Consider the following 25,393-nt stretch of genomic DNA (forward strand, 5'->3'; position numbering starts at 1 on the left):
ATTCCGCCTTGATTGCCACTGTCAGCCCATGCCGGCCGCCGTCGCGGCTGAAGCCCGCCATGTGCTGGCACGCGTGCGCACATCTGAAGCGCACGTTGCGTGTAGACGCGATGCGCAGCGGCCACGCCACAGCTCGACGCAACCTCCACACCGGTCTCACCGCGCGTACGATGCGCGTCGCTAAGGTAGGGCTGTCTGCAACAACCGGTGGTGTCATGCCTCTTCGCGCAATTGCCTATGTAAGCGAAGCGTCCAACAGCCTGACTGCGGAACGGCTGCAGCAGCTTGTGATGGACGCGGTGCTGTTCAATGAATCCGCCGATGTCACCGGTACGCTGTTGTTTGATGGCACCCGTTTCCTGCAGTACCTCGAAGGTCCCGAGGCTGGGGTCAACGGCGCTTACAAGCGGATCCTGGCATCTACCAGCCACAGCGGCGTGGTCGAACTCAACCGGGGGAGGATGGGCCGGCGGCAGTTCCCGCACTGGCGGATGTGCTGCGTACGGGTGGATGAACTGGTCTTGGGAAAGATCGCCATCTCCGACTGGACAGGCTTCGTGCGCAGCGCATCGGCGCTGGCATCAAGTAGCAGCGCGCTCGATCGCCTGCTGTCGGTGACGCAGTCAAATGTGGAAGGCGTTGCCAGCAGCGCTCTGGAACCTGACGGCTGGGTGGCACGATGAACACAGCTCCGTCGCCGCCTGGGCCGGTACGCATCGGTTGCGCCGGCTGGTCGCTGTCCCGGTCGGCGCAGGGAGCCTTTGGGCAGGGCAACAGTGTTCTTCAACGCTACGCCACCCGCCTGCCCATGGTCGAGATCAACTCCTCGTTCTACCGTCCACACCTGCCCAGCACCTATGCACGGTGGGCTGCGAGCGTGCCGGACCATTTCCGCTTCGCAGTGAAGATGCCGCGCTCGATCAGCCATGAACATCGGCTTCGCGATGCAATGCCGCCGCTGCAGCGGTTCCTCGATGACGTGCTGGCACTGGGTGACAGGTTGGGGCCGCTGTTGCTCCAGTTGCCCCCCAGCCTGGCATACGACCCGGCGACGGCGGAAGGCTTCCTGCAGGGCCTGCGTGCACGTACCCAGGTCGATGTGGCCTGTGAGCCGCGCCATCCCAGTTGGTTCAATGCGGACGTGGACGCCCTGCTGAGCAAACATCGTGTCGCACGGGTTGCAGCGGACCCGGCACGGGCGCCCTCGGCAGCGATTCCCGGCGGGGACCGCACGTGGAGCTATTGGCGCTGGCACGGCCGGCCGCAGATCTATCGAAGCACCTACAGCGAACAGGCCTTGGCAGGCTTGGCGCGGGCGCTGCAGCTCGAATCGGATACGCAGCGATCAGTCTGGTTCGTACTGGACAATACCGCGCTGGGCCACGCCACCAGCAACGCCCTTCGCCTGCAGGCCCTGCTGCAGGAGGGCGAGCATGCCTGAGGGACCATCCATCGTCCTGCTGCGCGAGGCTGCGAGGCGTTTCAAAGGGCACGTCGTCCGCACCGTTTCAGGCAACAGCAGGATCGATCTGTCGCCACTTCAAGGGCGCAGGGTGAAAGCGGTTCGCAGCTGGGGCAAGCACTTTCTGTTGGAGCTCAGCCACCAGACCCTGCGCATCCATCTGATGATGTTCGGCAGCTGGCGCATCGACGAACGGAAGCCAACCCCGGCGCGGGTATCCCTGGTGTTCGACAATGGGGAACTGAACTTCTATGCCTGTTCCGTAAGGCTCATTGGCGAGCCATTGGACGACGTCTACGACTGGCGCGCGGACGTGATGAACGATGCCTGGGATCCGAAGCTGGCCCGACGCAAGCTGAAGGCAATGCCGGACGTCCTGGTCTGCGATGCGCTTCTGGACCAGACCGTCTTCGCCGGCGTGGGCAACATCATCAAGAACGAGGTACTGTTCCGCATAGGCGTGCATCCGGCCACCCGCCTGGGTAACCTGCCGCCGCGCAAGCTCACCGCCTTGATCACGCAGGCACGCGCCTACAGCTTCGATTTCCTGGAGTGGAAGCGCCGCTTCGAGTTGAAAAAGCGCTGGCAGGTACACACACGCAGGATCTGCCCGTCGTGCGGCGGCCCGGTCAGCAAGCTTTACATGGGGACCACCCGGCGGCGCACCTTCTTCTGCCCGAACGACCAGGTACTGTACGAGCCCTGAGGCCGCCTTCCATGGCGGCCGGTTTGCCAGCGACGTGGCTCAGGCAGCCTGCGCCGCCTTGGCATTGCCGCCACCCTTGGCCAGCAGGGTCAGTTTTTCATCGGTCGCCTTCTCTTCCTCCAGCGTCTCCAGCAGCAAGGGAAGGGCATCCTTGTAGCCCAGTTGTTTGGCCAGCGCGGCGATGGTGCCGTAGGACGCAATCTCGTAGTGCTCGACCTTCTGCGCGCCACCAATCAGGGCGGCATCACGCACAGGGCCCTTGTCGATGCTGTCGATCACTTCCTTGCCTTCCTCCACAAGGCCCTCCATCGCGGCGCACTTGATGCGCTTCAGGCGGATGCCAAGCACCTCCACCACCTGGTCGATGCGCTCGATCTGGCCCTGCGTTTCTTCCAGGTGCGTTTCGAAGGCCACCGCCAGATCCGGGTTCTCGGCCGCACGGGCCAGGCGTGGGAGGGCCTTGGTCAGCTGCTTCTCGGCGCTGTAGATGTCCGAGAGTTCGTGGATGAACAAGTCTTCCGCCGTCTTGATAGCCATAGTGAGCTCCGTGGTGGATGGAGCACTGAAAATAGGTCCAACCCGGTTGCGATCAGGCGCGTGGCGAGTGAAGACGGCATGTGAGCTTCTGCGGGACCCTACGCACAGTCTTCACGAAAGTGGTGCCTGCCGCCTTTCGCTGGCCCGTGATGGAACCGGCCTTTGCGCTGCCGCCACGGCAACGGGTCATGTTCGTGATGCAGCGGCACAACGCCAGCCGCAGGCACGATGATGTTCGTCTACAGGCTGGGTGAGGGGTTGAAGGGCTGGGCAGTGCCCAACGAGATCAACGGCGAAGCAACGCGGCGTCAAACTTTCACCACCATCAGCAGGGCGGGGGTGTTCGCGGTCCGCCTCGACGGCGCCAGGCCATCACCTGGCCAACCACCGCCGTCAACAGCAACATCGCATTGGTCACCACGAAGACGGTGCTGCCCAGCATCGCGCTGTACGCCGTAAACAGCGCGGACGCGGTCATCTGGCCCACGAACAGCCACTTCGATACCGCCTCCGGGTTCGGCGACTGCCACTGTTTCACCATCTGCCGGATCAACGTTGCCATCAAGACCGCTGTGGCGACCCAGCCGAGTACATCGGGGTGCATGATCGCCTCCTATCGTGTAGATGCCTCACGCTAGCGCTTGGCCGCGCAACGGCGTAGGAAGGGGACGTGAAGGCAGCATTCCGCCTCCGGCGCCCTCACACCATTCACCCCGTAGCGGCGAGAATGGCCTGCCGGGTGCGCCCATGCGCGACCCGCCCACAGAATGCAGGAACGCTGAAATGTCCAACACCTCCTTTGGTGAATCGTCATGCGCTGCCGCCGCCAGCGGTTGCGTCGAGGTGCGTGGTGCACGCGAGCACAACCTCAGGAATGTCGATGTCTCCATCCCGCGCAATGCACTGGTGGTGTTCTCCGGCGTATCAGGTTCCGGCAAGTCATCGTTGGCCTTCGGTACCGTCTTTGCTGAAGCGCAGCGGCGTTACTTCGAGTCGGTTGCGCCGTATGCCAGGCGCCTGATCGACCAAGCCGGCGTGCCGGATGTGGATGCCATCGACGGCCTCCCGCCGGCAGTGGCTCTGCAGCAGCAGCGCGGGGCCGGCAATGCGCGTTCATCGGTGGGCAGCGTGACCACGCTGTCCAGCCTGGTGCGCATGATGTACTCGCGTGCCGGTGCGTACCCGGCCAACCAGCCCATGCTGTACGCCGAGGACTTCTCGCCCAACACGCCACAGGGTGCCTGCAGCACCTGCCATGGCCTGGGGCATGTCTACGAAGTGACCGAAGCGCTGATGGTTCCGGATCCGTCGCTGAGCATCCGCGAGCGCGCCATCGCCTCCTGGCCGCCGGCCTGGCATGGCCAGAACCTGCGCGACATCCTGGTCACGCTGGGCTACGACATCGACGTGCCGTGGAAGAAGCTGCCGAAGAAGGACCGTGACTGGATCCTGTTCACCGAGGAAGCGCCCAGCGTGCCGGTCTATGCCGGGTTCACGCCCGCCGAGACCCGTGCCGCGCTGAAACGCAAGCAGGAGCCCAGCTACATGGGCACCTATACCGGCGCGCGCCGCTACGTGCTGCACACCTTTGCCAACACCCAGAGTGCGCTGATGCGCAAGCGTGTTTCGCGCTACATGGAAGGCAGGCTGTGCCCGGCCTGCCACGGAAAACGCCTGAAGCCGGAGGCACTCTCGGTCACCTTTGCCGGAGTGGATATCGGCGAATTCATGCGGCTGCCGCTGGATCAGCTGGCGGCGCTGCTGGAGCCCATTGCACAAGGTGATTTCGGCGCGCACAGCAAGGGCGCTCGCACCAGCAGGCGCGCAACACCCCGCGATCGCGCCCGGCGGGCCGCGAGTGGCCGAGCGACCCACGAGGGCGCTCCCGACGTGCGTTTGACCTCGGCCTTGTCCGAAGAGAAGCGCCTGGCGGCACAACGATTGGCAGGTGGCGTCATGGCGCGGGTACGCCAACTGCGTGACCTGGGCCTGGGGTATCTCTCGCTGGATCGCGCCACACCCACGCTGTCGGCCGGGGAACTGCAGCGCCTGCGGCTGGCCACCCAGCTCAGCTCGTTGCTGTTTGGCGTGCTGTACGTACTCGACGAACCCTCGGCCGGCCTGCACCCCGCCGACAGCCAGGCCCTATATGACGCGCTTGAGCGCCTGCGCGACGGCGGAAACTCGGTCTTCGTTGTTGAACACGATCTGGAGCTCATGCACCGCGCACAGTGGCTGGTGGATGTGGGCCCACAGGCGGGGGAACACGGCGGGCGCGTGCTCTACAGTGGCGAGCCCGATGGCCTGCGCCATGTCCAGGAGTCGCGCACGGCCCTGTATCTGTTCGATCAGGTGCCCGCACCGGCCAGCCGGCAGCGCAACGCCAGCAGCTGGCTGGAATTGAAGGGCATCCACCGCCACAACCTGCAGGGTGTGGACGCGCAGGTACCGCTGGGGCTGCTGACCGCAGTGACCGGCATTTCCGGATCGGGCAAGTCCAGCCTGATGGCGCAGGCGCTGCCCGAGCTGTTGCTGCTGCACCTCGGGCATGAGCCCGCGGACGACAGCGCCGATAGCGCGCCCACCGACGGGCCAACCGTGATCGAAACGACCCGGGGCACATTGGCAGGCGACATGAACGCCATACAGCGGGTGGTGCAGGTCGACCAGAAGCCCATCGGCCGCACGCCACGCTCCAACCTTGCCACCTATACCGGCTTGTTCGATCACGTGCGCAAGCTGTTCGCCGCGACACCCGCCGCGCGCCGCCGCCGTTTCGATGCGGGGCGCTTCTCGTTCAACGTGGCCAAGGGCCGGTGCGAGACCTGCGAAGGCGAGGGTTTCGTCAGCGTCGAACTGCTGTTCATGCCCAGCGTCTACGCGCCGTGCCCCACCTGCCACGGTGCGCGATACAACGAAGCGACGCTGAAAGTGCAGTGGAACGGCCGCAACATCGCCGAGGTCCTGCAGATGACGGTGGACCAGGCGCATGCGTTCTTCAGCGAGGAAGAGGCCATCGCCCGGCCGCTGCAGTTGCTGCAGGAGATTGGCGTGGGGTACCTGCGCTTGGGCCAGCCGGCCACCGAGCTTTCAGGCGGCGAGGCCCAACGCATCAAGCTGGCGACCGAGCTGCAGCGCAGCCAGCGCGGGCGCACGCTGTACGTGCTGGATGAGCCCACCACGGGTCTTCATGCGTCGGACGCGGACAGGCTGCTGGTGCAGCTGCAGCGGCTGGTGGACGCGGGCAATACGGTGGTGATGATCGAGCATGACATGCGCGCGGTTGCACAGGCGGACTGGGTGATTGACGTCGGGCCTGGCGCAGGCGGGGCAGGGGGCACCATCGTGGCGAAGGGCACGCCGCAACAGGTGGCTCGGGCCAAGGGCAGCAGGACGGCGCCGTTCCTTGCCAGGGAGCTGGCTCTTATGTAGAGCCGAGCCATGCTCGGCTGACGAAGAATCCACGCACGTGGTTCCAGCACTGCACTCATCAACAGATGCGGGCTATGGACAATCAGGGCATCCACTGCAGTGCAGGTTGTACTCAACGGGCTCGGCGGTGATTCCAGACGCATCCTTCAAGGTAATCCGCTCCCTCCAGGTCAACGGGGGAGGGGGAATGACGGGAGGCGGGTAGAGCACGATGGGGTAGAAGCAGGCCCATGTGTAGTTGAGCGGGGAGGGCATCTTGTCCGGCAACGTTTCCGTGGCGGGTTCGCAGGGCCCGCTCGGGCACACCGGGCGCTCCAGCGTCAACTCTATAGGGAACTTCGGAACTCCCTTGTACGCAACCGGAACGGAAAATGGCCTGAAATAATTTTCTGTGCGATCTGCGATGCCGGTAACTTCAAAGGCCTCCGTCAATACGGTAACGCCAAGTGCTGAAACCCGCTCGATGGGCATGTAGAACAGGTCGTTCTCAAATCCCGTGTCTTCACCGCCCCGGCCGTGAATGACGCCGACGGCCGCATTGTTGGAAAAGACCGGCCCACCGCTGTCACCTTCGACGCTGAGAGGGCCTGGAGAAAGGTTGCGTGCACGAATGTACCTGCCTATGGTCCCATTATGATTGGACCTTGAATTCATATCCTCAATGGTCCCGCATGCGTAATGGCCGTGAATTCCACTCTTGCAGATCACATCCCCCACATGCGTCGAACTGGAGGGGAGTGTGCTGGTTATTTCGAGCGTCTGCGACGGACCATTGATCAGGGAGATTTCATTTGTCTGCGCGTGGCGCGGGCCCCTAGGCGGCTCTTTATGCCACTGGACATCGTAGTCGCCTACATTCTGCTCGCTCTGGAAAACGAGAGGCGCGGCAATGCCCTGATAGGTCAGCGTATTGTCACAGTGACCGGCCGTGAGGACGCCAAGCTCACGATCTGCGTCGAAGACGTTGAAGCCAGTAGTGCAACTGAAGGCAGTACCGGTCAACTTATGGCCGCCGGAGATCGCGGTAGTGACAGTAAAGCCTTTCACTTGCTTGATCGCCATGAAATCGACAGCGCCCAGCAATGGCCGGAGTGCGCGTCTAGCGGCCGCTTCGTCCTTCACGTAAAAGGTCACAATGGACCGCTTGATATCAACGCCCGACTCGAACCCAACCTTCTTTGCGAGAAGCTGGGCCTCTGCCTCGGCCTGGGTCGCCAGGAGCATCTCGAGCGATTGAGCGGAAGTGCGGCCGGCAAATACAGGATCCTGCGTGTACTTTGCCAAGGTCTCTGTCGGCTTCTTCGTGAACAGCACTACGATCTTGAATTCTGGCTCATGCTCAACGTACAAGCCACCAAACGTATCCGGCTCAGATGCCTGAATCCTGGCTTCCAGACCTGCCGCAGAGATCGATTTCATCGACCTGTATTTTGCTTCGGCCTCAGATACATTGAACGTTCGCGAGTAGGTGTGTGCCGTGGGGTTGCCAGTTATCGGCTGGCCGTGCAGGGAGAATGCGAACGCACCGAGGGCGGACAATGCCAAGGCGCGCATTGATAGCTTCGTGCGCAGACTAATCATGGCTGCTCCTTTGCCTGACGCATCAAGTGAATCGTCATGAGTGGGCCAGTACAGGCATCCGGAATGGACGCAGCAAGACTCGAACGGAGCGATTCACCGCCATGCCCCCCTCCGAATGATGCGGTGATTCCGAATTCCATTATTTCCCCCGATCGTTCATCCTGCACGCCTACGGGAGCGCCCCCCTTCATGGCCAGCGAGTAATCGTGAGGCCATGCTGCAAGATATGCCGTGCTACCTGGATCCACGAAGTAGATACAGCCGTTGATTGGCCTCAACACCCCCCTGAGTAGCCCGGTTGCCAGGACCGCCCCCTGCTCAGGTGAGAGTCTGACAAGCACAAGTGATTGGCCCTCTTTGGCGCCAACCGGCATGATCGCGGCGATGCAGGAGGCAATCATCAGATAAAGGAGAGCCGCAAGCTTTGCTGAAGACCTGCCAGATACCGTGCACATCCCTACCTCCATGTCACAGCTGATTGTTGGCCCGCCCGGAATCCACTCGCATTTTCAACAATTACGTTGCAGCGAGATTGAAGGTATTGACTTTCTCCGGACTTAACCGTGACCACCTTCACGAACGCGTATTTTCAGATTACCCGCTCGCTCCGTGTAAAGCCGAGTTATCTTGCGAACGAGGGGCAGAGGATTACTGCCAGGTGCCGAGGTTCTGGCATGCCCATTTCCACGCCCTTGCAGCCGGGCCCGGATGAAATTCTGCACCGCCCGAATCCACGCATGGACGGCGCCGACCGGGAACGGACACGCGGCGGGGCAGAAACACTCTGATGTGAGACGGGCTCCGGCACGATGCCGGAGCCCCGGTTACTCACTTCTCCTGCAGGAAGCTCAGCAGATCCTGGTTGACCTTGTCCTTATGGGTGTCGGTCAGGCCGTGCGGCGCGCCCGGGTAAACAATCAGCCTGGCGCCCTTGATCAGCTTCGCTGACTGGCGGCCGGAGATGTCGATCGGCACGATCTGATCGTCATCACCGTGAATCACCAGCGTCGGCACATCAAACTTCTTCAGGTCGGCGCGGAAGTCGGTAGCCGAGAACGCGGCGATCGAATCGTAGGTGTTCTTGTGGCCACCCTGCATGCCCTGCGCCCACCAGGCATCGATCAGGCCCTGCGACACCTTTGCACCCGGGCGATTGAAGCCGTAGAACGGCCCGGACGGGATGTCCTTGTACAGCTGTGCGCGGTTGCCCATCTGCGCCTTGCGGATGCCATCGAACACTTCCATCGGCAGACCATTGGGGTTATCGGCGGTCTTCAGCATCAACGGCGGCACCGAGCTGATCAGCACCGCCTTCTTCACCCGGCCGGTGCCATGACGGCCGATGTAGCGCGCCACTTCGCCGCCGCCGGTGGAGAAGCCCACCAGGGTGACGTCATGCAGGTCGAGCGTGTTGATCACCGTGGCCAGGTCATCGGCGTAGTGATCCATGTCGTTGCCATCCCAAGGCTGGCTGGAACGGCCGTGGCCACGACGGTCATGGGCGATGACGCGGTAGCCGTGGTTGGCCAGGAAGATCATCTGCGATTCCCAGCTGTCCGAGTTCAACGGCCAGCCGTGGCTGAAGGTAACGACCGGGCCGTCCTTCGGGCCCCAGTCCTTGTAGTAGAGCTGCACGCCATCGGCGGTGGTGATGTAGCTGGCTGTGCGCGCGATGCTGGTGAGTGCTGCCGGCTTGGCCGGTTCGGCGGCCTGGGCGGACAGGCCGGCCTGGACCGAGAGGGCGAGGGCGGCAACGGCCAGGGTACGGGCAAGGGCGTTCATGCGGGGCGTCTCATGGGTGGGTGGTGAGACGTACTTTGCGATCGAAATCGGGCGTCTGGATGATGACATGTACGAATTTCTTGATAGATCGTCCTGCGCGAGCTTGCCCGCGCGAGAGGTCGCCGCGCCACCCGTTGACAGGGTAGAACGATCGTTCTACCTTGGCGTCGTGAACACAACTACCTCCGATACCCAGCAGAAGATCCTGGCCACGGCCGAGGCGCTGATCTACCAGAACGGGATCCACGCCACCGGCATGGACCTGCTGGTGAAGACCTCCGGCGTTGCCCGGAAGAGCATCTACCGGCACTTTGAAAACAAGGACCAGGTGGCCGCTGCGGCATTGAACGCGCGCGACGTGCGCTGGCTCACCTGGTTCCAGCAGGAGTGCAACAAGGCCGACACCCCGGAAGCGTGCATCCTCGGCATGTTCACCGTGCTCAAGGGCTGGTTCCAGTCCGAGGGCTATCGCGGCTGCGCCTTCATCAACACCGCAGGCGAGGTCGGCGACCCCGATGATCCGATTCGCCACATCGCCAAACATCACAAGCAGAAGCTGCTGGATTACACGCTGGAACTCACCACGCAACTGGATATCCAGCAGCCGGACGCACTGGCGCGGCAGCTGCTGGTTCTCATGGAAGGCGCCATCACCGTCTCGCGCGTGATGGGCGACTACAACGCCGCAGACACTGCAAGGGATGTTGCAGAAGTGCTGTTGGAGCAGGCCAGGCGCTGACGCCTGAGTCATCAAAATCCGTCGAAGCACCCCGTTCATCCACTTGATTGGAGGCCCCACCGTGTCCACTGAAGCACCCCGTCCACCACTTCCCCCCTTCACCCGTGAATCGGCCATCGAGAAAGTGCGCCTTGCCGAGGATGGCTGGAACTCCCGCGATGCCGACAAAGTCGCGCTGGCCTATTCACTGGACACCGAGTGGCGCAACCGCGCCGAGTTCACCCATGGCCGCGAGGAAGCGCGGCAGTTCCTGGCCCGCAAGTGGAACAAGGAGCTTGAGTACCGGCTGATCAAGGAGCTGTGGGCCTTCACCGACAATCGTATTGCCGTGCGCTACGCCTATGAGTGGCATGACGACTCCGGCAACTGGTTCCGTTCCTATGGAAACGAGAACTGGGAATTCGGCGCCGATGGATTGATGCAGCGCCGGTTCTCGAGCATCAACGACATGCCGATCAAGGAAAGCGACCGCAGGTTCCACTGGCCGCTGGGGCGCCGCCCCGATGATCATCCGGGGCTGTCTGAGCTGGGTATGTGATTCGCATTGCTTCCTGGAATGCAACATCACGTCCCCCTCCACGGGCCTACCGCAGCAACGGTGTGCTGCCTAGGCTGATCGCACACGGCACATGCCGTGTTCCGGGCCCACCGCTTGCGCAGTGGCCCGCCTTCCCATGAACCCTGCAGCGCTGGCCTGCCAGGCATCGTGCCCTGACAACGCCACGCCCTGCGCCGTGGGAAAGCGCCCGGAATCGTTCCGCGCCAGCCTTGCATCGCTGCCCGCCCAATGCCCCTTCGTGGAGATCCCTCATGTTCAGTCTGGAAAACACCGCCGCGCCCATTGCCCCCGCCCTCGATGAACTGGTGCCCTCGCGCTACGCCCTCAAGGTGGGCGACGTCGAAGTGCTGGTGATCAGCGATGGCGTCCTGCCGTTGCCCACCCAGATGCTCGGCCACAACGTTCCGGCCGCCGACCGTGCCGAATGGTTCGAAGAGATGTACCTGCCGCAGGATGCCTTCGACTGGGCATTGAACGTGATGGTGGTGCACAGCGGTGATCGCACCATCCTCATCGATGCCGGCCTGGGCATGGACCCGGACCTGCAGCTGCCGCGCGCCGGCCAGTTGATCCGCCGCCTCGGTGCCGCCGGTATCAACCTGGGCGAGATCACCGATGTGGTGATCACCCACATGCACATGGACCACGTCGGCGGGCTGCTGGTTGAAGGCGTGAAGGAACGGCTGCGCCCGGACCTGAAAATCCACGTGGCCGCGGCGGAGGTGGAGTTCTGGAAGTCGCCGGACTTCAGCCGTACCAACATGCCGCAGGGGTTCCCCGATGCGCTGCGCGCCACGGCCAAGCACTTCTGGGCCGAGTACAGCAGCTATGTGCACACCTTCCAGGACGAACAGCAGATCGCACCGGGCGTGACGGCCCGCCGCACCGGAGGGCATACCCCAGGCCACTGCGTGGTGCGCGTGGCGTCTGCCGGGCAGGCCCTGACCTTCGCCGGTGACGCGGTGTTCGCGGTCGGCTTCGACCAGCCGAACTGGCACAACGGCTTCGAGCACGACCCGGAGGAATCCGCGCGCGTCCGCATCGCCCTGCTGAAGGAACTGGCAGGCACCGGCGAAATGCTGGTAGCCACGCATCTTCCGTTCCCGTCAGTGGGCCGGGTGTCACTGGAGGGCGAGACCTTCCGCTGGGTACCGGTGTTCTGGGACTTCTGATCGGATCCTGCGGCCGTTGCGCAGGCAGACCTTCACGCCCGGGGCGCATCGGCGCCCCGGTCGAATCCCGCAAGAACGAGGTCGACAATGGATGCCATCCACGCGGGGCGCGGATCTACTGGATGGCGGTGGGCAGTGCCAGCCGCTGCAGCTTGTGCGGGTTGCGCTGCACCAGGACCTGCGTGATCCGTTCGCCATCGGTCTCGAAAGCCATCGCCGCTTCCAGCTCACCATCGAAATAGCGCAGCAGTCCCAGTCGTCCGTTGAGCATGGCCGGCACCATCCGCAATTGCGCGCTGCGCCGCAGGTGCGGGGCATACAGCAGCTGGGCAATGCGTGCGCCCCCGACCATCGGTTTGGGGAAGCTGGTGACGATGCCGCCGCCGTCACCCACCAGCTGGGCCGACTCGGCCATCAGTGCCTTCATCGCGCGGAAATCGCCACTGGATGCGGCCTCGGCGAAACGGCGCAGCAGTTTCTGGTGCACGTCCTGCGGGACGTTGTAGCGCGGGCGCTCCTGCCTGAGCTGCTGGCGCGCACGATGCACGATCTGCCGGCAGGCGGCTTCTGTCTTGTCCAGGGTGCGCGCGACCACCGCGTAGTCCTGATCGAACACGTCGTGCAGCAGGAAGGCCGCACGCGCATCCGGTGCCAACCGCTCCAGCACGCTGAGGAAGGCGACCGACAGATCACTGGCGGTTTCCAGCACATACTCAGGGGTGCTGGTGTCATCGGTCAGCAGCGGCTCGGGCAACCACATGCCGACATAGTGTTCGCGCGTATGCCGTGCCAGGCGCAGGCCATCAATGGCGCGACGGGTTGTGGTGGCCACCAGCCAGGCTTCGGGATTCTCGATCTGTGACGGGTCGGCGCCATGCCAGCGCAGCCAGACATCCTGCACCACGTCCTCGGCTTCGTGCGAAGATCCGAGCATGCGGTAGGCCACGCCGAACAGGCGTGGGCGGAGGCGGGAGAACAGCGCAGTGGAATCGTCCATGCCAGCGTAGACGGGACAGGTCCCCGGATTGTGACACCCGGGGACCTGTCGTTGGTGCCAGCGCCGGACGTGCGATCAGTGCGGCGGCAGAACCGCCGGCTTACCGATGTCCTTGATCAGGAACACCACGAACTTCGCCGGCTCGGTAGCGCTGGCGTTACGACCCACGGTGTGCAGATCGGCCGGGCCTTCATGGAAGGCCTCACCCGGGCCGAGGGTGACTTCCTTGCCGCCGGCCACGCCCATCACGATTCGTCCTTCCAGGACGTAGACGAAGCCATGGGCATCGTGGCGATGCACCGGATCGGCGCCACCCGGCGGGTATTCCACGGTAAGGATCAGCGCTTCCTTGCCGGGCTGCTCCGGCAGGGCGCGGGTCATCACCTCGTGCACCTGGGGCTCGGGCGCATTAGGGGGCGGGGAGGCGGCAGCGCTGCACAGTGGCAGCAGCGCAAGCAGGGCCAGAACAGAACGACGCATGGCAGGTCTCCAGTGCGGTAGGGGAGGGCCGCTGCATGGGGCAGCGGCGGATCGATCAGGCCAGGCCGGCCTTGTCCAGGCCAAAGGCCGCGTCCAGGATGCCGGGCGTAGTACGGAAGGCGACGTTGGCGCGGTTCCAGGCGTTGATCGCCATCACCGCGTGGGTCAGGTCGACGATCTCCTGCTCGGACAGCTGGCCGCGCACGCGCGCGTACAGCTCATCGGGCACACCCTGCGCCGGCAGCTGGGTCAGCACCTCGGTCCAGGCCAGGCAGGCGCGCTCGCGCGGGCTGAACAGCGTCGATTCACGCCATGCCGCCAAGTGATGCAGGCGCAGTGGGCGCTCGCCGCGCAGGGTGGCCTCCTTCACGTGCATGTCCAGGCAGAAGCCGCAGCCGTTGAGCTGCGATGCACGGATGTTGACCAGATCGATGATGGCCGCTTCGATCGAGGCGGTGTGGGCGGCATGCGAGTACAGGCCGAGCTTCTTGAACAGTTCCGGCGATTGCGCGGCGTAATCCAGACGTGCGGTCATGGCGTGTTCCTGTAGCGAGTGAAGGACACAGCGAGGCTAGGCCTGCGCCCGCACAGCCGGTAGGCCGGGGCCGGGCCGCACGCTGTTGCATGAAAAACACCAATGGCCTGTCACAGCGGCCGATGCTCGGCCGTCTGCCGGGCATGGACACCTCATCGCACCTGCGCACCGCATTCCGCCCTGCCAGCGAACAGGTCTGGCAGACCTTCCTGGCCGCACTGCGTGAATTGCCGCCCGATGCACGTGCGGTGCTGTTGCTGCACGACGTACTGGGCGCCGGGTTCGAGGACATCGTGCCCCTGCTGGGGCTCGACCTGTCCGCGTGCAGGCAGCGCCTGGCGCTGGCGCGGAACCACCTGCAGGCGCAACGTGCCCGCCTGGAGCCAGGCCGCCCATGAACACCGCACAGCCCAGCCCGGCCAGCGACGGCCACGATGCGCTCAATGCATCCTTCTCCACCAGCTACGCCGGCGTGCTGGCCTTCATTGCAGTGGCGGCCGAGGGCAGTTTCGCCCGCGCGGCCGACCGCCTCGGCATCGGCCGTTCGGCCGTCAGCCGCAGCGTGCAGAAGCTGGAAAGCCAGCTGGGCGTGCGGTTGTTCCTGCGCACCACGCGCTCGACCACGCTGACCCGCGAAGGCGAGCTGTTCCTGGAGGGCTGCAACCCGGGCGTGAACTGCATCCTGCAGGCGCTGGAGGAAATGCGCGACCTGCGCGAGGGCCCGCCGCGCGGGCACCTGCGCATCAGTGCCAGCCACGGCTTCGGCCGGCGGGTGATCGCCCCCTTGCTGGCCGCCTTCCGCGCCGAGTACCCGCAGGTCTCGGTAGAACTGCTGTTGGACGAGCAGGCCCCCGACCTGGCCGGTGACCGCATCGACGTGGCGTTCCGCGACGGCCTGCTGGAAGACAGCCAGGTGATCGCCAAGCAGCTGGTGCCGATGCAGCTGGTGGTGTGTGCATCACCAGCGTACGTGCAGGCGCAGGGTCTACCGTCGTCGGTGGATGCGCTGTCCACGCATGCCTGCATCGGGCGGCGCCTGCCGGGTGGACGCATGCAGCCCTGGGAATTCCGGGTCGACGGCACCGATGTGCACCTGCAGCCGCCGGCCGCACTGGTGTTCAACGATGCCGACCTGGCCCTGCAGGCCGTCATCGACGGGCTGGGCATCGCCCAGCTGCCCAGCTATCAGGTGCGTGAAGCATTGTGGGCGGGCAGGGTGGTGACCTGCCTGGATCGGCATGCCCCGCTCGATCGCGGCCACTACCTGTGCTACCTCAGCCGCCGCCAGCTTCCCAAGCGTGTGCGGGCCTTCATCGACTTCAGCACGCAGCGGGTGCGCGCGCTCGAGCTGGATGTGATCTCGCATTGGGAAGCGCGCCAACAGGCCACGTCCATGAAGCCAGAGGCACAGCCCGCCTGGGCCTGAAGCATTGGTGCGTGCCGGGCAACAGTGCGCGCCCCAGCGCGGACCTACTGCCCCGCGCCCACGCTGCCTACGATTCCAGCATGCCCGGCCACAGCCGGTCGCCCCTTCTACATTCCAGGAGACACGTCATGAAATTCCTCGTCATCGGTGGTACCGGCCGCATCGGCAGCAAGGTGGTTGAGCGCCTGCGCACCGCCGGGCATGACATCGTGGTGGCCGCGCCCTCCACCGGCGTGGATGTGCTGACCGGTGAAGGCCTGGACGCCGCCATGGACGGGGTCGACGTGGTGGTGGACCTGGCCAACTCGCCCTCGTTCGAAGATGCGGCAGTGCTTTCGTTCTTCGTGACCGCTGGCCACAACATCCTCACCGCCGCCGCCCGTGCCGGCGTACGCCACCACGTTGCGCTTTCCGTCGTAGGCACCGACAAGCTTGCGGCCAGCGGCTACTTCCGCGGCAAGATCGCGCAGGAGCGCCTGATCCGCGATTCAGGCCTGCCGTACACCATCATCCATTCCACGCAGTTCTTCGAGTTCCTGCCGGGCATCATCCAGTCCGCCGGCAATGGGTCGACCGTGCGGTTGCCCGCCGCCGACGTACAGCCGATTGCCGCCGAGGATGTTGCCGAGGCGGTGGCACGCATCGCGCAGCAGCCACCCCGCAGTGACGTTGTGGAAATTGCGGGCCCCCAGCGCGCCGCGATGGCAGATCTGGCCAGGCAGTATCTGCAGCGGACCGGCGACCCGCGGCAGGTCGTGGCAGACGCCGAGGCCCTGTACTTCGGTGCGCCGCTGCAGATCGATACGCTGGTGCCGGTCGGGCAGGCGTGGCTGGGGCAGGTCGGCTTCGACGCCTGGCTGCAGCAGTCCGGCCTGTTGCAGCGGCAGCCTGCCTGAGCGGCGAAGCAAACGCCTGCCAATGACCGAGCTGAAGCCACCTTCGCCCGCCATGCTGGACCGCTACCAGGGCGACGACGTGCAGCCGCTGTACACCGGCCGCGTGCGGGTGAGCGGTGGCCAGGCCCAGCACGGGCGCGCGTCTGGCGTGGTGCGATCGGACGACGGCGCACTGGCGGTGGACCTGCGCCTGCCGCCGGAACTCGGTGGGCCTGGCGGCGGCTCCAATCCCGAGCAGCTATTGGCCGCAAGCTACGCCGGTTGCTTCCACGGCGCCATGGTACTGGTGGCCGCGCGTGCCGGCCTGCTGCTGCACAACCCCAGCATCGAAGTGGCGGTCACCTTCGCCCGTGACCCGGCAGATGGGCTGTACCTGCTGTCTGCCGAGATCGTGGTCCATCTTCCCGGCATGGATGCGAACCTGGCCTGCGAACTGGTGCGCAACACCGAACGCGTCTGCCCGTACGCCAAGATGTTCCATCGTGGCATCAGCCATGTGGTGCATGTGCGGGTCGGGCCGCAGGCTGCGCCTCTGTAAAGTCGAGCCATGTTCGACTATTGCCCTGACGTCCGCTTCCGGCCAACGGATGCACTCCTCATGTAAATCCGGCTAAGCTGCGGCGCGTCCACGCGTGGAAACGCCAGATCCCCTCAAGAGGCTGCCATGGAACCGCACTATCAGCTGCTGGCGAGCGTGCTCATGGGGGTGTTTGTCTTCCTGTTCTTTCTTGCACGTGACTACTTCAAGAGCCTCGGCTGGATGCTCGGCCCGTTCGACCCCAATCTAGGGTATCCCTCTGCAGCCAAGCTCATCTCAGCAGCCAACAAGACCATGCTCGTGATTGGGGCGCTCCTGCTGATCTGGGCCTTTATCGGGCCTTCGCCGTACCGCAGGAACTGGGAACTCGAGGCCATGGGCCTGGCCCTGGGGGCGTTGGCCTGCTATGTGCTGCTCATCCTTCTGGCGTCTTCCCGCAGTCGATCCACACGGCAATGAGTCCAGCATCACGCACGGCCGTGGCAGCTCGCCCGGACCACAGCGCTTGCTGACCACCGACGCAGCACCGTATCCGAGCGCCGTATGGCGCAGTTCCGCAGACCTGCCCACGGCGCGCTTTGGGCCTGTCTGGGCGGCTTTATCTGGGCATCAATACGCTGTCCACCAGGCGCACGTTTGCCAGAGGCGGCGTTGAAGATGACCGGCCAGCAGGCTCGGCCGTCGATGCAGGCACACGCTGGACAGGCTTCACAGATCTGTACTACCCAGATGGGCATAGTGCCCAGCAGGTAGTCCGAGCGCGTCCATCCAGCCACGGGGTTTCCCCGAACGCCAGGAGGTCACTGTGCCAAGTTGGGACGAAGGAATGAAGTTGACGCGTCGCCAGGTGATCGCCGGCGGCGCCACGACCATGGCGATGTCCGCCGCACCGGGGGCGTCATCGCTCGCCGCCGAACTGGCCGCGTCCCCGCCGCCCAGGCCGCCGGTCATCAGCACGGTGGCGTTGACCGTCAACGGCGCGCGCCGGGAGCTTGAGCTCGACACGCGGACCACGCTGCTCGACGCCCTGCGCGAACATCTGAAGTTGACCGGGACCAAGAAGGGCTGCGACCACGGTCAATGCGGGGCCTGTACCGTGCTGGTCAACGGTGAGCGCATCAATGCCTGCCTCAGCCTGGCAGTGCAGCACCAGGGCGATGCCATCACCACCATCGAAGGCCTCGGAACCCCTGATGACCTGCATCCGATGCAGGCCGCCTTCATCAAGCATGACGGCTACCAGTGCGGGTACTGCACGCCGGGGCAGATCTGCTCGGCGGTGGCGGTGCTGGATGAGATCAAGCGGGGTGTCCCCAGCCATGTGCAGGCGGACGTCAGCGCACGGCCCCGGGCCACCAACATGGAAATGCGCGAACGCATGAGCGGCAACCTCTGCCGCTGCGGCGCCTATTCCAACATTGCCGAGGCGATGGAAGAGGTCGCTGGCGTGACCTCTGCAGGGAGGCGCTCATGAGGGCCTTCAGTTACGAACGCGCGAAATCCCCGGCCGAGGCCGCCAGGGCCGTCGCCGGCACCGAGGGCGCGAAGTTCCTGGCGGGAGGAACCAACCTGCTCGACCTGATGAAGCTGGAGGTCGAGACGCCCGCGCACCTGGTCGACGTGCAGGACATCGGCCTGGACAGGATCGAACCCACCGACGACGGCGGCCTGCGCATCGGCGCGCTGGTCAGCAATACCGCGCTGGCCTCGCATGAGCGCGTGCGCCGCGACTATGCGGTGTTGACCCGCGCGATCGTGGCAGGCGCGTCCGGGCAGCTGCGCAACAAGGCCACCACCGGCGGCAACCTGCTGCAGCGCACCCGCTGTCCGTACTTCTACGACCCCCATCTGCCCTGCAACAAGCGCCTGCCCGGATCAGGCTGCGGCGCGCTCGAAGGGTTTTCCCGGCAGATGGGCGTGATCGGCACCTCGGACAGCTGCATCGCGACCTATCCGGGCGACATGGCGGTGGCCCTGCGGGTGCTGGACGCCACGGTCCAGACCGTCAAGGGTGACGGCAGCACGCGCAGCATCCCGATTGCCGATTTCCATCGTTCCCCGGGCGACAAGCCACAGCAGGACAATGTGCTGCAGCGCGGTGAGCTGATCACCCACGTCACGCTGCCGGAACCGCTGGGCGGCCGGCACGTGTACCACAAGGTACGTGACCGCGCGTCCTATGCGTTCGCACTGGTGTCGGTCGCCGCGGTCGTGCAGCGTGACGGCTCGGCGCGGTTCGCCTTCGGTGGGGTCGCGCCGAAGCCGTGGCGCATCGAAGCTGCCGAACCCCTGCTGCGCGACGGCGTGAAGGCGGCAACCCGGCAGGTGTTCGCCGGCGCCCGTCCGACGCGGGAGAACGCGTTCAAGATCGCGCTCGCCGAGCGCACCCTCGCCGCCGTGCTGGCGGAAGGAGAGCGCTGATGGCCCTTGAATTCAACGCCCCCGCCGGTGACAACCTGTTCGACAAGGCCAAGGTCGTCGGCAAGTCGACGCCACGCATCGACGGCCCCCGCAAGACCACCGGCACCGCCCCCTATGCCTACGAGCGCCATGACGTGGCGCCGAACCAGGTCTACGGCTACATCGTCGGCGCGGGCATCGGCAAGGGGCGCATCATTTCGATGGATGCCTCCCGCGCACGTGCCGCTCCCGGCGTGCTGGCGGTCATCACCGCACCGGAAACCAAGCCGGTCGGCAAGTCGAACTGGAACAACGCGCCGCTGTTCGGCGGGTCCGAGGTCGCCCATTACCACCAGGCCATTGCCTGCGTGGTGGCAGAGACCTTCGAGCAGGCCCGCGCCGCTGCGGCGTTGATCCGCACCCGCTATGAGCGCGGCAAGGGGCGGTTCGATTTCCCGGCGCTGGCGCCGTCCGCGCCGCTGGCGAAGGGGCGCGACGGCAAGCCCGACCGGCAGGCTCTGGGCAATTTCGACACCGCCTACGCGAGCGCCGCGGTCAAGTTCGACGAGACGTACCACACCTCCGACGAAAGTCATTCGATGATGGAGCCGCACGCCACCATCGCGGCCTGGGAGGGCGACACGCTCACCCTGTGGACGGCGAACCAGATGATCGACTGGGCCAGGCAGGGCATGGCCGCGATCCTCGGTATCGATGCTGGCAAGGTGCGCGTGGACTCGCCCTATATCGGCGGCGGCTTCGGCGGCAAGCTGTTCATCCGCGCCGATGCGGTGCTGGCTGCACTGGCTGCCAAGCAGGTCGGGCGGCCGGTGAAGATCGCGCTGCAACGCCCGTTGATGCCCAACAACACCACGCACCGGCACGCGACCATCCAACGCGTCCGGATCGGTTGCGCGAAGGACGGCAGGATCTCCGCCATCGCCCATGAGAACTGGTCGGGCAACATCAACGGCGAGGACGGCGAGAACGGTACCCTGCAGACGCCCAAGCTCTATGCAGGCGCCAACCGCCTGGTGGCCAACTACATCGCCACGCTCGACATGCCCGAAGGCAATGCGATGCGCGCGCCGGGCGAAGCGCCGGGCCACATGGCGCTGGAAGTGGCGATGGACGAAATGGCCGAGAAGCTGGGCCTCGACCCGATCGCGTTCCGCATCCTCAACGAACCCGAGGTCGTACCCGGCGATCCGAGCAAGAAGTTCTCCGACCGCAACCTGGTGCGCTGCCTGCGCGAGGGCGCGGAGCGCTTCAGCTGGAACAAGCGCAACGCAAAGCCGGCGCAGGTCAGGGAAGGGCACTGGCTGGTCGGCATGGGCGTATCCGCAGGCTATCGCGGCGCACCGACGATGAAGTCGGCGGCGCGGGTCCGGCTTGACGGCCAGGGTGGGGTGATCGTGGAAACCGACATGACCGACATCGGCACCGGCTCCTACACGATCATCGCGCAGACGGCGGCCGAGACCATGGGCGTGCCGCTGGACCGGGTCCAGGTCACCCTCGGCGACTCCCGCCATCCGGCCTCCGCCGGTTCCGGCGGCCAGTGGGGCGCGGCAAGCTCCACCGCAGGCGTGTACGCGGCGTGCGTCAGCCTGCGCCGCAAGGTGGGCGAGAAACTGGGCTTCGACGGCGACACCGCAAACTTCGCCAATGGCCGTATCCAGGCGGGTGGGCGGACCATCGACCTGGCCGAAGCAGGCACACTGTCGGCAGAGGACGGCATTGCCTTCGGCAACTTCAAGCAGGGGTACGACGTCGGCACCTATGCAGCGCATTTCTGCGAGGTCGCCGTGCATGCCTACACGGGAGAGACGCGCATCCGCAGGATGCTTGCCGTATGCGATGGCGGTCGGATCCTCAATCCGCTGTCCGCGCGCAGCCAGGTCATCGGCGGGATGGTGATGGGTGCGGGCGCGACCCTGATGGAGGAACTGGTGGTCGACAAGCGGCTTGGCTTGTTCGTCAACCACGACCTTGCGGGCTACGAGGTTCCCGTGCACGCCGACATTCCGTACCAAGAGGTGGTCTTCCTCGACACGCTGGATCCGGTGATCTCGCCGATGAAGGCCAAGGGCGTGGGTGAGCTGGGCATCTGTGGGGTCGGCGCCGCGATCGCCAATGCGGTCTACAACGCCACCGGTGTGCGCGTGCGCAACTATCCCATCACCCTGGACAAGCTGTTGCCCGGCTTGCCCGATGTGGGCTGACCCTTGCGCATGGACCGACCCGTGGCCTCACCCGCCCTGGAGCCCTCTGCGGCAGAGGGAGTGGACCCCAGGGATGCTGCCGGGCACCTGTCCGCAGCGCCGGGCTTCCTCGCCGAAGGCAACCCGCGCGGCGTGCTCGAGACGGCCTTGACGCGCGTGCGCGCGGGCGAGCACGCCGTGCTCGCGCTGGTGCTGGAAACCGATGGCTCCACCTACGCCGGTGCCGGCGACATGGTGCTGTTCTGCAACGGCAGCCAGGTCGGCTGGCTGAGCGGCGGATGCCTGGAGCCCGAGCTCGCGCGACGCGCGGAGCAGGTGAGCGCGGCAGGGCAGGTCCACTGGATCGAGATCGACACCCGCAGTGACGACGATCTGTTGAGTGGGTCCGCGCTCGGCTGCCGCGGCCGGCTTCGGATTGCGCTGCTGCCATTGCGTGCCATGTCCGGCATCGACGACGTGATCGAGGCTTGGTTGCGCGACGGTGTGTCACTCCAGCGCGAGCTTCGCACGTCGGGGCAGGTCATTTTTCGTGCCAGCCATCGCGAGCAGGCGTGGCAGCTGCATCCGATGGAGGGTACGCAGCCCTTTGACGAGGGCGCATGGCATTTGCCGTTGCCCCGGCTTCCGCGGGCCCTGGTGTTGGGGGGCGGTCCAGAAACGCCCTTCCTGATTCCGTTGCTGCGGGGACTGGGGTGGCGGGTCAGCGTAGCCGAACGACGAGCGCGCTGGTCCTCAGCGGGGCAGGGCGCGGATGCACAGCTCCAGGTGAGCCCGGCCGAGGCCCTTCATGCCGACCCGTGCGACGCGGTACTGGTGATGCACCACGACTTCGAGCTGGACCGCGAGGCACTGGTGGCCCTGACCGATACCGAGGTTGCCTTCATTGGACTTCTGGGGCCGCGGCGAAGGCGTGAGGATCTGTTCAAGCTGCTGACACCGGATCAGCGCAACCGCCTGTCTTCCAGGCTTCGATCACCGGTCGGCCTCAACATCGGAGGGCGGGGGCCGGAGGCGATTTCGCTCAGCATCGCCGCGCAGCTGCAGCAATGGCGCAGCACGGCCGGCAGGTGACGTCCGCGCATGCGGTCGTGGTGCTTGCTGCGGGCGGCAGCACCCGGCTTGGCCAACCCAAGCAGCTGCTGACCCGGCAGGGCGAGACCCTGGTGCATCGCGTGGTTCGGCTGGCGCTGGAGCTCGCGCCTTCGCAGGTGTTGGTGGTGGTGGGCGGGAACGCACAGGCCGTGACATCCAGTATTTCCGGACTGGATGCGACTCCGGTAACCAACCACCACTGGGAACGCGGCCTGGCCAGCAGCCTGCAGGTTGCTGGCACACATCTGCTGCCCGCAGCGGCCGCCGTGATGGTCGTGGCATGCGACCAGCCCGCAATCGAGCGCTCCCATCTGCAGGCGCTGCTTTTGGGTGCCCGCGCTTCGGCGTCAGGGTGCGCTGGCACGCGTCACGGAAACGTCCTTGGCGTTCCTGCAGTGGTGCCGCGCGCATGGTTCACTCAGGTGGATGCAAGCGGTGACCGCGGCTTCGGAGCGCGCTTGAGGCAGCTTCCCATCGATGCCGTGCATGCCCTTCAGGCGCCAGAGCTGGGCCTGGATATCGACACGCCAGAAGATCTCGCGCGTGCGCGCCTTGCGGGCTGGATCGATGCTGGGTGAGTCGCACCCTCGAGTGCTTGCGTAATGACGTTGCCGCCAACCTCGGCGTGCTGGCGGCTGCCGGTGGTGTTGCACTGACCGGGAGCGGCTGACCGGACATCGCAGCGGGTGCAGTGATTGCGCTGTGGTTCCTCCGATCTGCGCTGAAGGTAATGGGCCAGGCGTGGCCGGCGTGGTGTGCAACGGTGAAGCCGTCAGGCGAGCGGGGTACAGGTGGAACGCCGCCTACCTTTCCAATACCCGCTTCCGGACCTGCTCAGATAGCTCTGGCTCGGCTAGGATGATGCCGCCGGCATCCGCGCCGGCGGGGCAGGGGACGCAATGGACATGCAGGCAGGGGGCGGAGTCGATTCGCCGGACCAGACGAAGCAGCAGGAACTGACCTTCCATTGGCTTTACCAGCGGGTACAAGGGCTGGCTGAGCACAGCATCTACCCCAAGGCCGGCCGGCTGGAGAGGTGGTCGTTGCGCGTGGGCGCCCTGGCGGCCGCCATCGGCATTCTCGGCAGCCAGCTGCCTGATCGATGGCTTCCGCTTACGGCCGCGCTGCTTCTGGTCAGGGTGTGCCTGGCGGTGGAGATCGGAGGCTTTGTCATCGGCGGATTTCTCGCGGCCCGCCGCGGAATCCGCCAGTTCGTGCAGCCACGGCTGTCGCACGCGCAGGAAATGGACGGCGAGTTTGCCCAGTGGCAAGCGGTGATCGCCGAGCTTCGAGGATTCCCCAGGGTCGAGCGTGAGCGCCGCCTCAAGTACGTCACCCACCTGCGCACAAGCATGATCGAGCGCATGGGGCTGATCTACGGCGGCCTGCAACGCCTCGGTCCATTTCCGCTGCTGATCGCTCTCTACCTGCAGTTCCGGCAGTGGAAATGGGGCGACTGGAGCAGCGCCTTTGACGTCGGCCAGCTGGGCGCATTCCTCATCTATGCGCTCGTACTGCTTTACATCACAGGATGGCTGTTGACCGGGTTGCGCACGCGCCTGGACACCTACGTCGCCCTGCTGGAAGGCTCCACCCACGAACCCGAGCCCACGCCGCCCACCGCCCCGTAGAGTCGAGCTTGATCGACTACGACCAACCCCTCACATCGCGCCCCCCCAGCCACATCACCCGCCATCGCCAACAACACTCGATCCATCAGAACAGGTTCCGGCACGCCAACCAGCACCTGTTCCATGTAGTCCAAGGGCTCCAACTGCCGCTGCAGCAATGCCCGCAACGCCAGAACGTCGGGTGCCCGCTGCACCGCATCCAGCGATACCCGCATCGTCAGATGCGGCGGCCGCCGCTCCAGCCACAGCACCGGAACGCCTTTGCAGTGAATCTGCAACGACGCACCCCGCTGCGTCTCGACAAACTGCAAGCCCTGCCTTTGCCGGGCCTCCACGAACGCCATCGCCTGCCGGCGCAGCTGCGAAAAGCGATCATCCGCGATGCTCTGGAATGCCAGCCGCTCGGGCACGGCCGGCGATAGCCAAAGGACGGGCGCCGCCACGGCCGCTACGAGGCATAGCGCGGTGGCCGCCCAGCGCCAGCCCACCTCTCAGGTCTCCGGCCGCACCCGCGTACTGGCGTGCGCGGTAAGCCCCAACCCGGCCATGATCAGCCCTTCCATCACGCGCGGGCCGACGTATTGCTCCAACTCGCCGTTCTCGCGGGCACGCTGTGCGGCCAACAGGATTTCCAGCACCACACGAAGGCCGGCCAAGGAGCAATCGGTGTCTGCCAGAGCAATGCGCCGCCCAGGCATCTGATGGCGCTCAGGCCAGGGCTGGCCATCGGACGCGGCGCCGGAGCCGATGCTGTGCAGCAGGGCGATGAGCGTGTTCGGATCCAGCGCAGGACCGTTGGCAGGCGCGTCGTGGATCGGGTGCGGGGCAGGGGAGTGGGGCTGGTTCATGGCTGGGCTCCTTGCGTGCGTGCAGAAGCCGCCACCGATAAAGGTGGCGGACGGTGCGAGGTTCGAAACCCGGTCTACGCTAAAACCGGCAGGCACAAGGCCTCCGCGCACCGCCCGCCATAGCCGGCCGACGGATTGCCAGCCGGCACCACCTGATGGGTGATGCCGGCTGGCAAGCGTTTACTTCAGCGTAGAACCGGGGTTTCGAATCCCGGCCACCGATGCACGGTGGCACGGCAAGGAATACGCGGACCTATGCGTGATGCCAATGCAGTAAGGCCGATGCCGACACCACTTTCAACATTTTCAGAATCGTTGCATACCGCGCAATGAGACTGGAGCCTTGCGCTGCAAT

Annotated in this window: 27 protein-coding genes; 18 read left to right on the plus strand and 9 right to left on the minus strand. The window is 65.4% G+C overall.

Features of this window, described 5'->3' with window-relative positions:
* Positions 1-215 precede the first annotated feature (215 nt).
* Genes V3B25_RS03395 through V3B25_RS03405 form a run of 3 tightly spaced genes read left to right on the plus strand, consistent with a single transcriptional unit; the run spans position 216 to position 2,168 of the window.
* Positions 216-683 (plus strand): BLUF domain-containing protein, encoded by a 468-nt coding sequence (locus tag V3B25_RS03395; protein WP_329810130.1) that lies wholly within the window; start codon positions 216-218, stop codon positions 681-683.
* Entirely contained in the window at positions 680-1,441 is a 762-nt protein-coding gene (locus tag V3B25_RS03400; protein ID WP_329810071.1) for a DUF72 domain-containing protein, read from the plus strand. The genes V3B25_RS03395 and V3B25_RS03400 overlap by 4 nt, the downstream gene beginning before the upstream one ends.
* Positions 1,434-2,168 (plus strand): DNA-formamidopyrimidine glycosylase family protein, encoded by a 735-nt coding sequence (locus tag V3B25_RS03405; RefSeq protein ID WP_049422304.1) that lies wholly within the window; start codon positions 1,434-1,436, stop codon positions 2,166-2,168. The genes V3B25_RS03400 and V3B25_RS03405 overlap by 8 nt, the downstream gene beginning before the upstream one ends.
* A gap of 39 nt (positions 2,169-2,207) precedes the next feature.
* Here V3B25_RS03405 and V3B25_RS03410 read toward each other — a convergent pair whose 3' ends face one another.
* Together V3B25_RS03410 and V3B25_RS03415 are read right to left on the minus strand one after the other, a co-directional pair.
* A complete protein-coding gene (locus V3B25_RS03410) occupies positions 2,208-2,705 on the minus strand; it encodes a DUF892 family protein (protein ID WP_201119214.1) in 498 nt (165 codons plus the stop codon).
* Positions 2,706-3,030: 325 nt separating this feature from the next.
* Positions 3,031-3,312 (minus strand): hypothetical protein, encoded by a 282-nt coding sequence (locus V3B25_RS03415; protein ID WP_193391251.1) that lies wholly within the window; start codon positions 3,310-3,312, stop codon positions 3,031-3,033.
* 176 nt (positions 3,313-3,488) lie between these two features.
* Between V3B25_RS03415 and V3B25_RS03420 the strand changes: the two genes are divergently transcribed.
* A complete protein-coding gene (locus V3B25_RS03420) occupies positions 3,489-6,137 on the plus strand; it encodes an excinuclease ABC subunit UvrA (protein WP_329810072.1) in 2,649 nt (882 codons plus the stop codon).
* 72 nt (positions 6,138-6,209) lie between these two features.
* Here V3B25_RS03420 and V3B25_RS03425 read toward each other — a convergent pair whose 3' ends face one another.
* Positions 6,210-7,718 (minus strand): S1 family peptidase, encoded by a 1,509-nt coding sequence (locus tag V3B25_RS03425; RefSeq protein WP_329810073.1) that lies wholly within the window; start codon positions 7,716-7,718, stop codon positions 6,210-6,212.
* Between the two features lie 828 nt (positions 7,719-8,546).
* Positions 8,547-9,500 carry an alpha/beta hydrolase gene (locus V3B25_RS03430; protein ID WP_329810075.1) on the minus strand — a complete coding sequence of 318 codons (954 nt, stop codon included), beginning with the start codon at positions 9,498-9,500 and terminating at the stop codon, positions 8,547-8,549.
* A gap of 169 nt (positions 9,501-9,669) precedes the next feature.
* On the opposite strand from V3B25_RS03430, the gene V3B25_RS03435 reads away from it, so the two are divergent.
* The 3 genes from V3B25_RS03435 to V3B25_RS03445 all read left to right on the plus strand — a co-directional run bounded on the left by V3B25_RS03435 (position 9,670) and on the right by V3B25_RS03445 (position 11,970).
* The gene (locus V3B25_RS03435) at positions 9,670-10,239 is read left to right on the plus strand and encodes a TetR family transcriptional regulator (RefSeq protein ID WP_071228241.1); all 570 of its coding nucleotides are present in this window, start codon (positions 9,670-9,672) and stop codon (positions 10,237-10,239) included.
* A gap of 61 nt (positions 10,240-10,300) precedes the next feature.
* Entirely contained in the window at positions 10,301-10,777 is a 477-nt protein-coding gene (locus V3B25_RS03440) for a nuclear transport factor 2 family protein (RefSeq protein WP_329810076.1), read from the plus strand.
* 272 nt (positions 10,778-11,049) lie between these two features.
* Positions 11,050-11,970, plus strand: a complete 921-nt coding sequence (locus V3B25_RS03445; protein WP_329810077.1) for an MBL fold metallo-hydrolase — start codon at positions 11,050-11,052, stop codon at positions 11,968-11,970.
* A 115-nt stretch (positions 11,971-12,085) separates the two neighbouring features.
* On the opposite strand, the gene V3B25_RS03450 is transcribed toward V3B25_RS03445, so the two are convergent.
* From V3B25_RS03450 to V3B25_RS03460, 3 genes are all read right to left on the minus strand, one after another.
* Complete coding sequence (locus V3B25_RS03450; protein WP_329810078.1) at positions 12,086-12,967, minus strand: RNA polymerase sigma-70 factor; 882 nt, start codon at positions 12,965-12,967, stop codon at positions 12,086-12,088.
* 75 nt (positions 12,968-13,042) lie between these two features.
* The gene (locus tag V3B25_RS03455; RefSeq protein WP_329810079.1) at positions 13,043-13,447 is read right to left on the minus strand and encodes a cupin domain-containing protein; all 405 of its coding nucleotides are present in this window, start codon (positions 13,445-13,447) and stop codon (positions 13,043-13,045) included.
* A gap of 55 nt (positions 13,448-13,502) precedes the next feature.
* Positions 13,503-13,982, minus strand: coding sequence for a carboxymuconolactone decarboxylase family protein (locus V3B25_RS03460; protein WP_071228236.1), 480 nt, complete (start codon positions 13,980-13,982; stop codon positions 13,503-13,505).
* 89 nt (positions 13,983-14,071) lie between these two features.
* Here V3B25_RS03460 and V3B25_RS03465 point away from each other — a divergent pair, with 89 nt between their 5' ends.
* From V3B25_RS03465 to V3B25_RS03515, 11 genes are all read left to right on the plus strand, one after another.
* Positions 14,072-14,380, plus strand: a complete 309-nt coding sequence (locus V3B25_RS03465; protein ID WP_262082566.1) for a sigma factor-like helix-turn-helix DNA-binding protein — start codon at positions 14,072-14,074, stop codon at positions 14,378-14,380.
* Positions 14,377-15,408, plus strand: coding sequence for a LysR family transcriptional regulator (locus V3B25_RS03470; protein ID WP_071228234.1), 1,032 nt, complete (start codon positions 14,377-14,379; stop codon positions 15,406-15,408). Before V3B25_RS03465 ends, V3B25_RS03470 begins: the two co-directional genes overlap by 4 nt.
* 128 nt (positions 15,409-15,536) lie before the next feature.
* Positions 15,537-16,304, plus strand: a complete 768-nt coding sequence (locus V3B25_RS03475; protein ID WP_329810080.1) for an SDR family oxidoreductase — start codon at positions 15,537-15,539, stop codon at positions 16,302-16,304.
* 22 nt (positions 16,305-16,326) lie between these two features.
* Complete coding sequence (locus tag V3B25_RS03480; protein ID WP_329810081.1) at positions 16,327-16,842, plus strand: Ohr family peroxiredoxin; 516 nt, start codon at positions 16,327-16,329, stop codon at positions 16,840-16,842.
* A gap of 126 nt (positions 16,843-16,968) precedes the next feature.
* On the plus strand, positions 16,969-17,301 hold the full coding sequence (locus tag V3B25_RS03485) for a hypothetical protein (RefSeq protein ID WP_032127302.1): 333 nt from the start codon (positions 16,969-16,971) through the stop codon (positions 17,299-17,301).
* Between the two features lie 367 nt (positions 17,302-17,668).
* Positions 17,669-18,316: an aldehyde dehydrogenase iron-sulfur subunit PaoA gene (gene paoA / locus V3B25_RS03490; RefSeq protein ID WP_329810082.1), complete on the plus strand. Its 648-nt coding sequence runs from the start codon at positions 17,669-17,671 to the stop codon at positions 18,314-18,316.
* On the plus strand, positions 18,313-19,263 hold the full coding sequence (locus V3B25_RS03495; protein ID WP_329810083.1) for a xanthine dehydrogenase family protein subunit M: 951 nt from the start codon (positions 18,313-18,315) through the stop codon (positions 19,261-19,263). Before paoA ends, V3B25_RS03495 begins: the two co-directional genes overlap by 4 nt.
* Positions 19,263-21,467 (plus strand): aldehyde oxidoreductase molybdenum-binding subunit PaoC, encoded by a 2,205-nt coding sequence (gene paoC, locus V3B25_RS03500; protein ID WP_329810084.1) that lies wholly within the window; start codon positions 19,263-19,265, stop codon positions 21,465-21,467. Before V3B25_RS03495 ends, paoC begins: the two co-directional genes overlap by 1 nt.
* 9 nt (positions 21,468-21,476) lie before the next feature.
* Positions 21,477-22,538 carry an XdhC family protein gene (locus V3B25_RS03505; RefSeq protein ID WP_329810085.1) on the plus strand — a complete coding sequence of 354 codons (1,062 nt, stop codon included), beginning with the start codon at positions 21,477-21,479 and terminating at the stop codon, positions 22,536-22,538.
* Positions 22,514-23,137, plus strand: a complete 624-nt coding sequence (locus V3B25_RS03510; protein WP_329810087.1) for a nucleotidyltransferase family protein — start codon at positions 22,514-22,516, stop codon at positions 23,135-23,137. Before V3B25_RS03505 ends, V3B25_RS03510 begins: the two co-directional genes overlap by 25 nt.
* A gap of 321 nt (positions 23,138-23,458) precedes the next feature.
* On the plus strand, positions 23,459-24,190 hold the full coding sequence (locus V3B25_RS03515) for a hypothetical protein (RefSeq protein WP_125893247.1): 732 nt from the start codon (positions 23,459-23,461) through the stop codon (positions 24,188-24,190).
* Here the strand turns inward: V3B25_RS03515 and V3B25_RS03520 are convergent.
* Positions 24,127-24,678, minus strand: a complete 552-nt coding sequence (locus tag V3B25_RS03520) for a hypothetical protein (protein WP_239669947.1) — start codon at positions 24,676-24,678, stop codon at positions 24,127-24,129. The two genes, V3B25_RS03515 and V3B25_RS03520, sit on opposite strands and share 64 nt — an antisense overlap.
* A 3-nt stretch (positions 24,679-24,681) precedes the next feature.
* On the minus strand, positions 24,682-25,038 hold the full coding sequence (locus V3B25_RS03525) for a hypothetical protein (RefSeq protein ID WP_125893249.1): 357 nt from the start codon (positions 25,036-25,038) through the stop codon (positions 24,682-24,684).
* Positions 25,039-25,393: the final 355 nt, after the last annotated feature.

It is taken from the genome of Stenotrophomonas sp. SMYL8 (genome assembly GCF_036320065.1).
Classification (GTDB): Bacteria; Pseudomonadota; Gammaproteobacteria; order Xanthomonadales; family Xanthomonadaceae; genus Stenotrophomonas; species Stenotrophomonas maltophilia_A.

Excerpts from the sequence above, each read along its gene's own strand:
- V3B25_RS03445 (WP_329810077.1), top strand. The coding sequence starts at position 11,050 with ATGTTCAGTCTGGAAAACACCGCCGCGCCCATTGCCCCCGCCCTCGAT.
- V3B25_RS03430 (WP_329810075.1), bottom strand. The coding sequence starts at position 9,500 with ATGAACGCCCTTGCCCGTACCCTGGCCGTTGCCGCCCTCGCCCTCTCG.
- V3B25_RS03420 (WP_329810072.1), top strand. The coding sequence starts at position 3,489 with ATGTCCAACACCTCCTTTGGTGAATCGTCATGCGCTGCCGCCGCCAGC.
- V3B25_RS03515 (WP_125893247.1), top strand. The coding sequence starts at position 23,459 with ATGGACATGCAGGCAGGGGGCGGAGTCGATTCGCCGGACCAGACGAAG.
- V3B25_RS03400 (WP_329810071.1), top strand. The coding sequence starts at position 680 with ATGAACACAGCTCCGTCGCCGCCTGGGCCGGTACGCATCGGTTGCGCC.
- V3B25_RS03450 (WP_329810078.1), bottom strand. The coding sequence starts at position 12,967 with ATGGACGATTCCACTGCGCTGTTCTCCCGCCTCCGCCCACGCCTGTTC.
- V3B25_RS03475 (WP_329810080.1), top strand. The coding sequence starts at position 15,537 with ATGAAATTCCTCGTCATCGGTGGTACCGGCCGCATCGGCAGCAAGGTG.
- V3B25_RS03425 (WP_329810073.1), bottom strand. The coding sequence starts at position 7,718 with ATGATTAGTCTGCGCACGAAGCTATCAATGCGCGCCTTGGCATTGTCC.
- V3B25_RS03465 (WP_262082566.1), top strand. The coding sequence starts at position 14,072 with ATGAAAAACACCAATGGCCTGTCACAGCGGCCGATGCTCGGCCGTCTG.
- V3B25_RS03510 (WP_329810087.1), top strand. The coding sequence starts at position 22,514 with ATGGCGCAGCACGGCCGGCAGGTGACGTCCGCGCATGCGGTCGTGGTG.
- V3B25_RS03485 (WP_032127302.1), top strand. The coding sequence starts at position 16,969 with ATGGAACCGCACTATCAGCTGCTGGCGAGCGTGCTCATGGGGGTGTTT.
- V3B25_RS03525 (WP_125893249.1), bottom strand. The coding sequence starts at position 25,038 with ATGAACCAGCCCCACTCCCCTGCCCCGCACCCGATCCACGACGCGCCT.
- V3B25_RS03505 (WP_329810085.1), top strand. The coding sequence starts at position 21,477 with ATGGACCGACCCGTGGCCTCACCCGCCCTGGAGCCCTCTGCGGCAGAG.
- V3B25_RS03395 (WP_329810130.1), top strand. The coding sequence starts at position 216 with ATGCCTCTTCGCGCAATTGCCTATGTAAGCGAAGCGTCCAACAGCCTG.
- V3B25_RS03410 (WP_201119214.1), bottom strand. The coding sequence starts at position 2,705 with ATGGCTATCAAGACGGCGGAAGACTTGTTCATCCACGAACTCTCGGAC.
- paoA (WP_329810082.1), top strand. The coding sequence starts at position 17,669 with ATGAAGTTGACGCGTCGCCAGGTGATCGCCGGCGGCGCCACGACCATG.
- V3B25_RS03455 (WP_329810079.1), bottom strand. The coding sequence starts at position 13,447 with ATGCGTCGTTCTGTTCTGGCCCTGCTTGCGCTGCTGCCACTGTGCAGC.
- V3B25_RS03470 (WP_071228234.1), top strand. The coding sequence starts at position 14,377 with ATGAACACCGCACAGCCCAGCCCGGCCAGCGACGGCCACGATGCGCTC.
- paoC (WP_329810084.1), top strand. The coding sequence starts at position 19,263 with ATGGCCCTTGAATTCAACGCCCCCGCCGGTGACAACCTGTTCGACAAG.
- V3B25_RS03480 (WP_329810081.1), top strand. The coding sequence starts at position 16,327 with ATGACCGAGCTGAAGCCACCTTCGCCCGCCATGCTGGACCGCTACCAG.
- V3B25_RS03495 (WP_329810083.1), top strand. The coding sequence starts at position 18,313 with ATGAGGGCCTTCAGTTACGAACGCGCGAAATCCCCGGCCGAGGCCGCC.
- V3B25_RS03405 (WP_049422304.1), top strand. The coding sequence starts at position 1,434 with ATGCCTGAGGGACCATCCATCGTCCTGCTGCGCGAGGCTGCGAGGCGT.
- V3B25_RS03460 (WP_071228236.1), bottom strand. The coding sequence starts at position 13,982 with ATGACCGCACGTCTGGATTACGCCGCGCAATCGCCGGAACTGTTCAAG.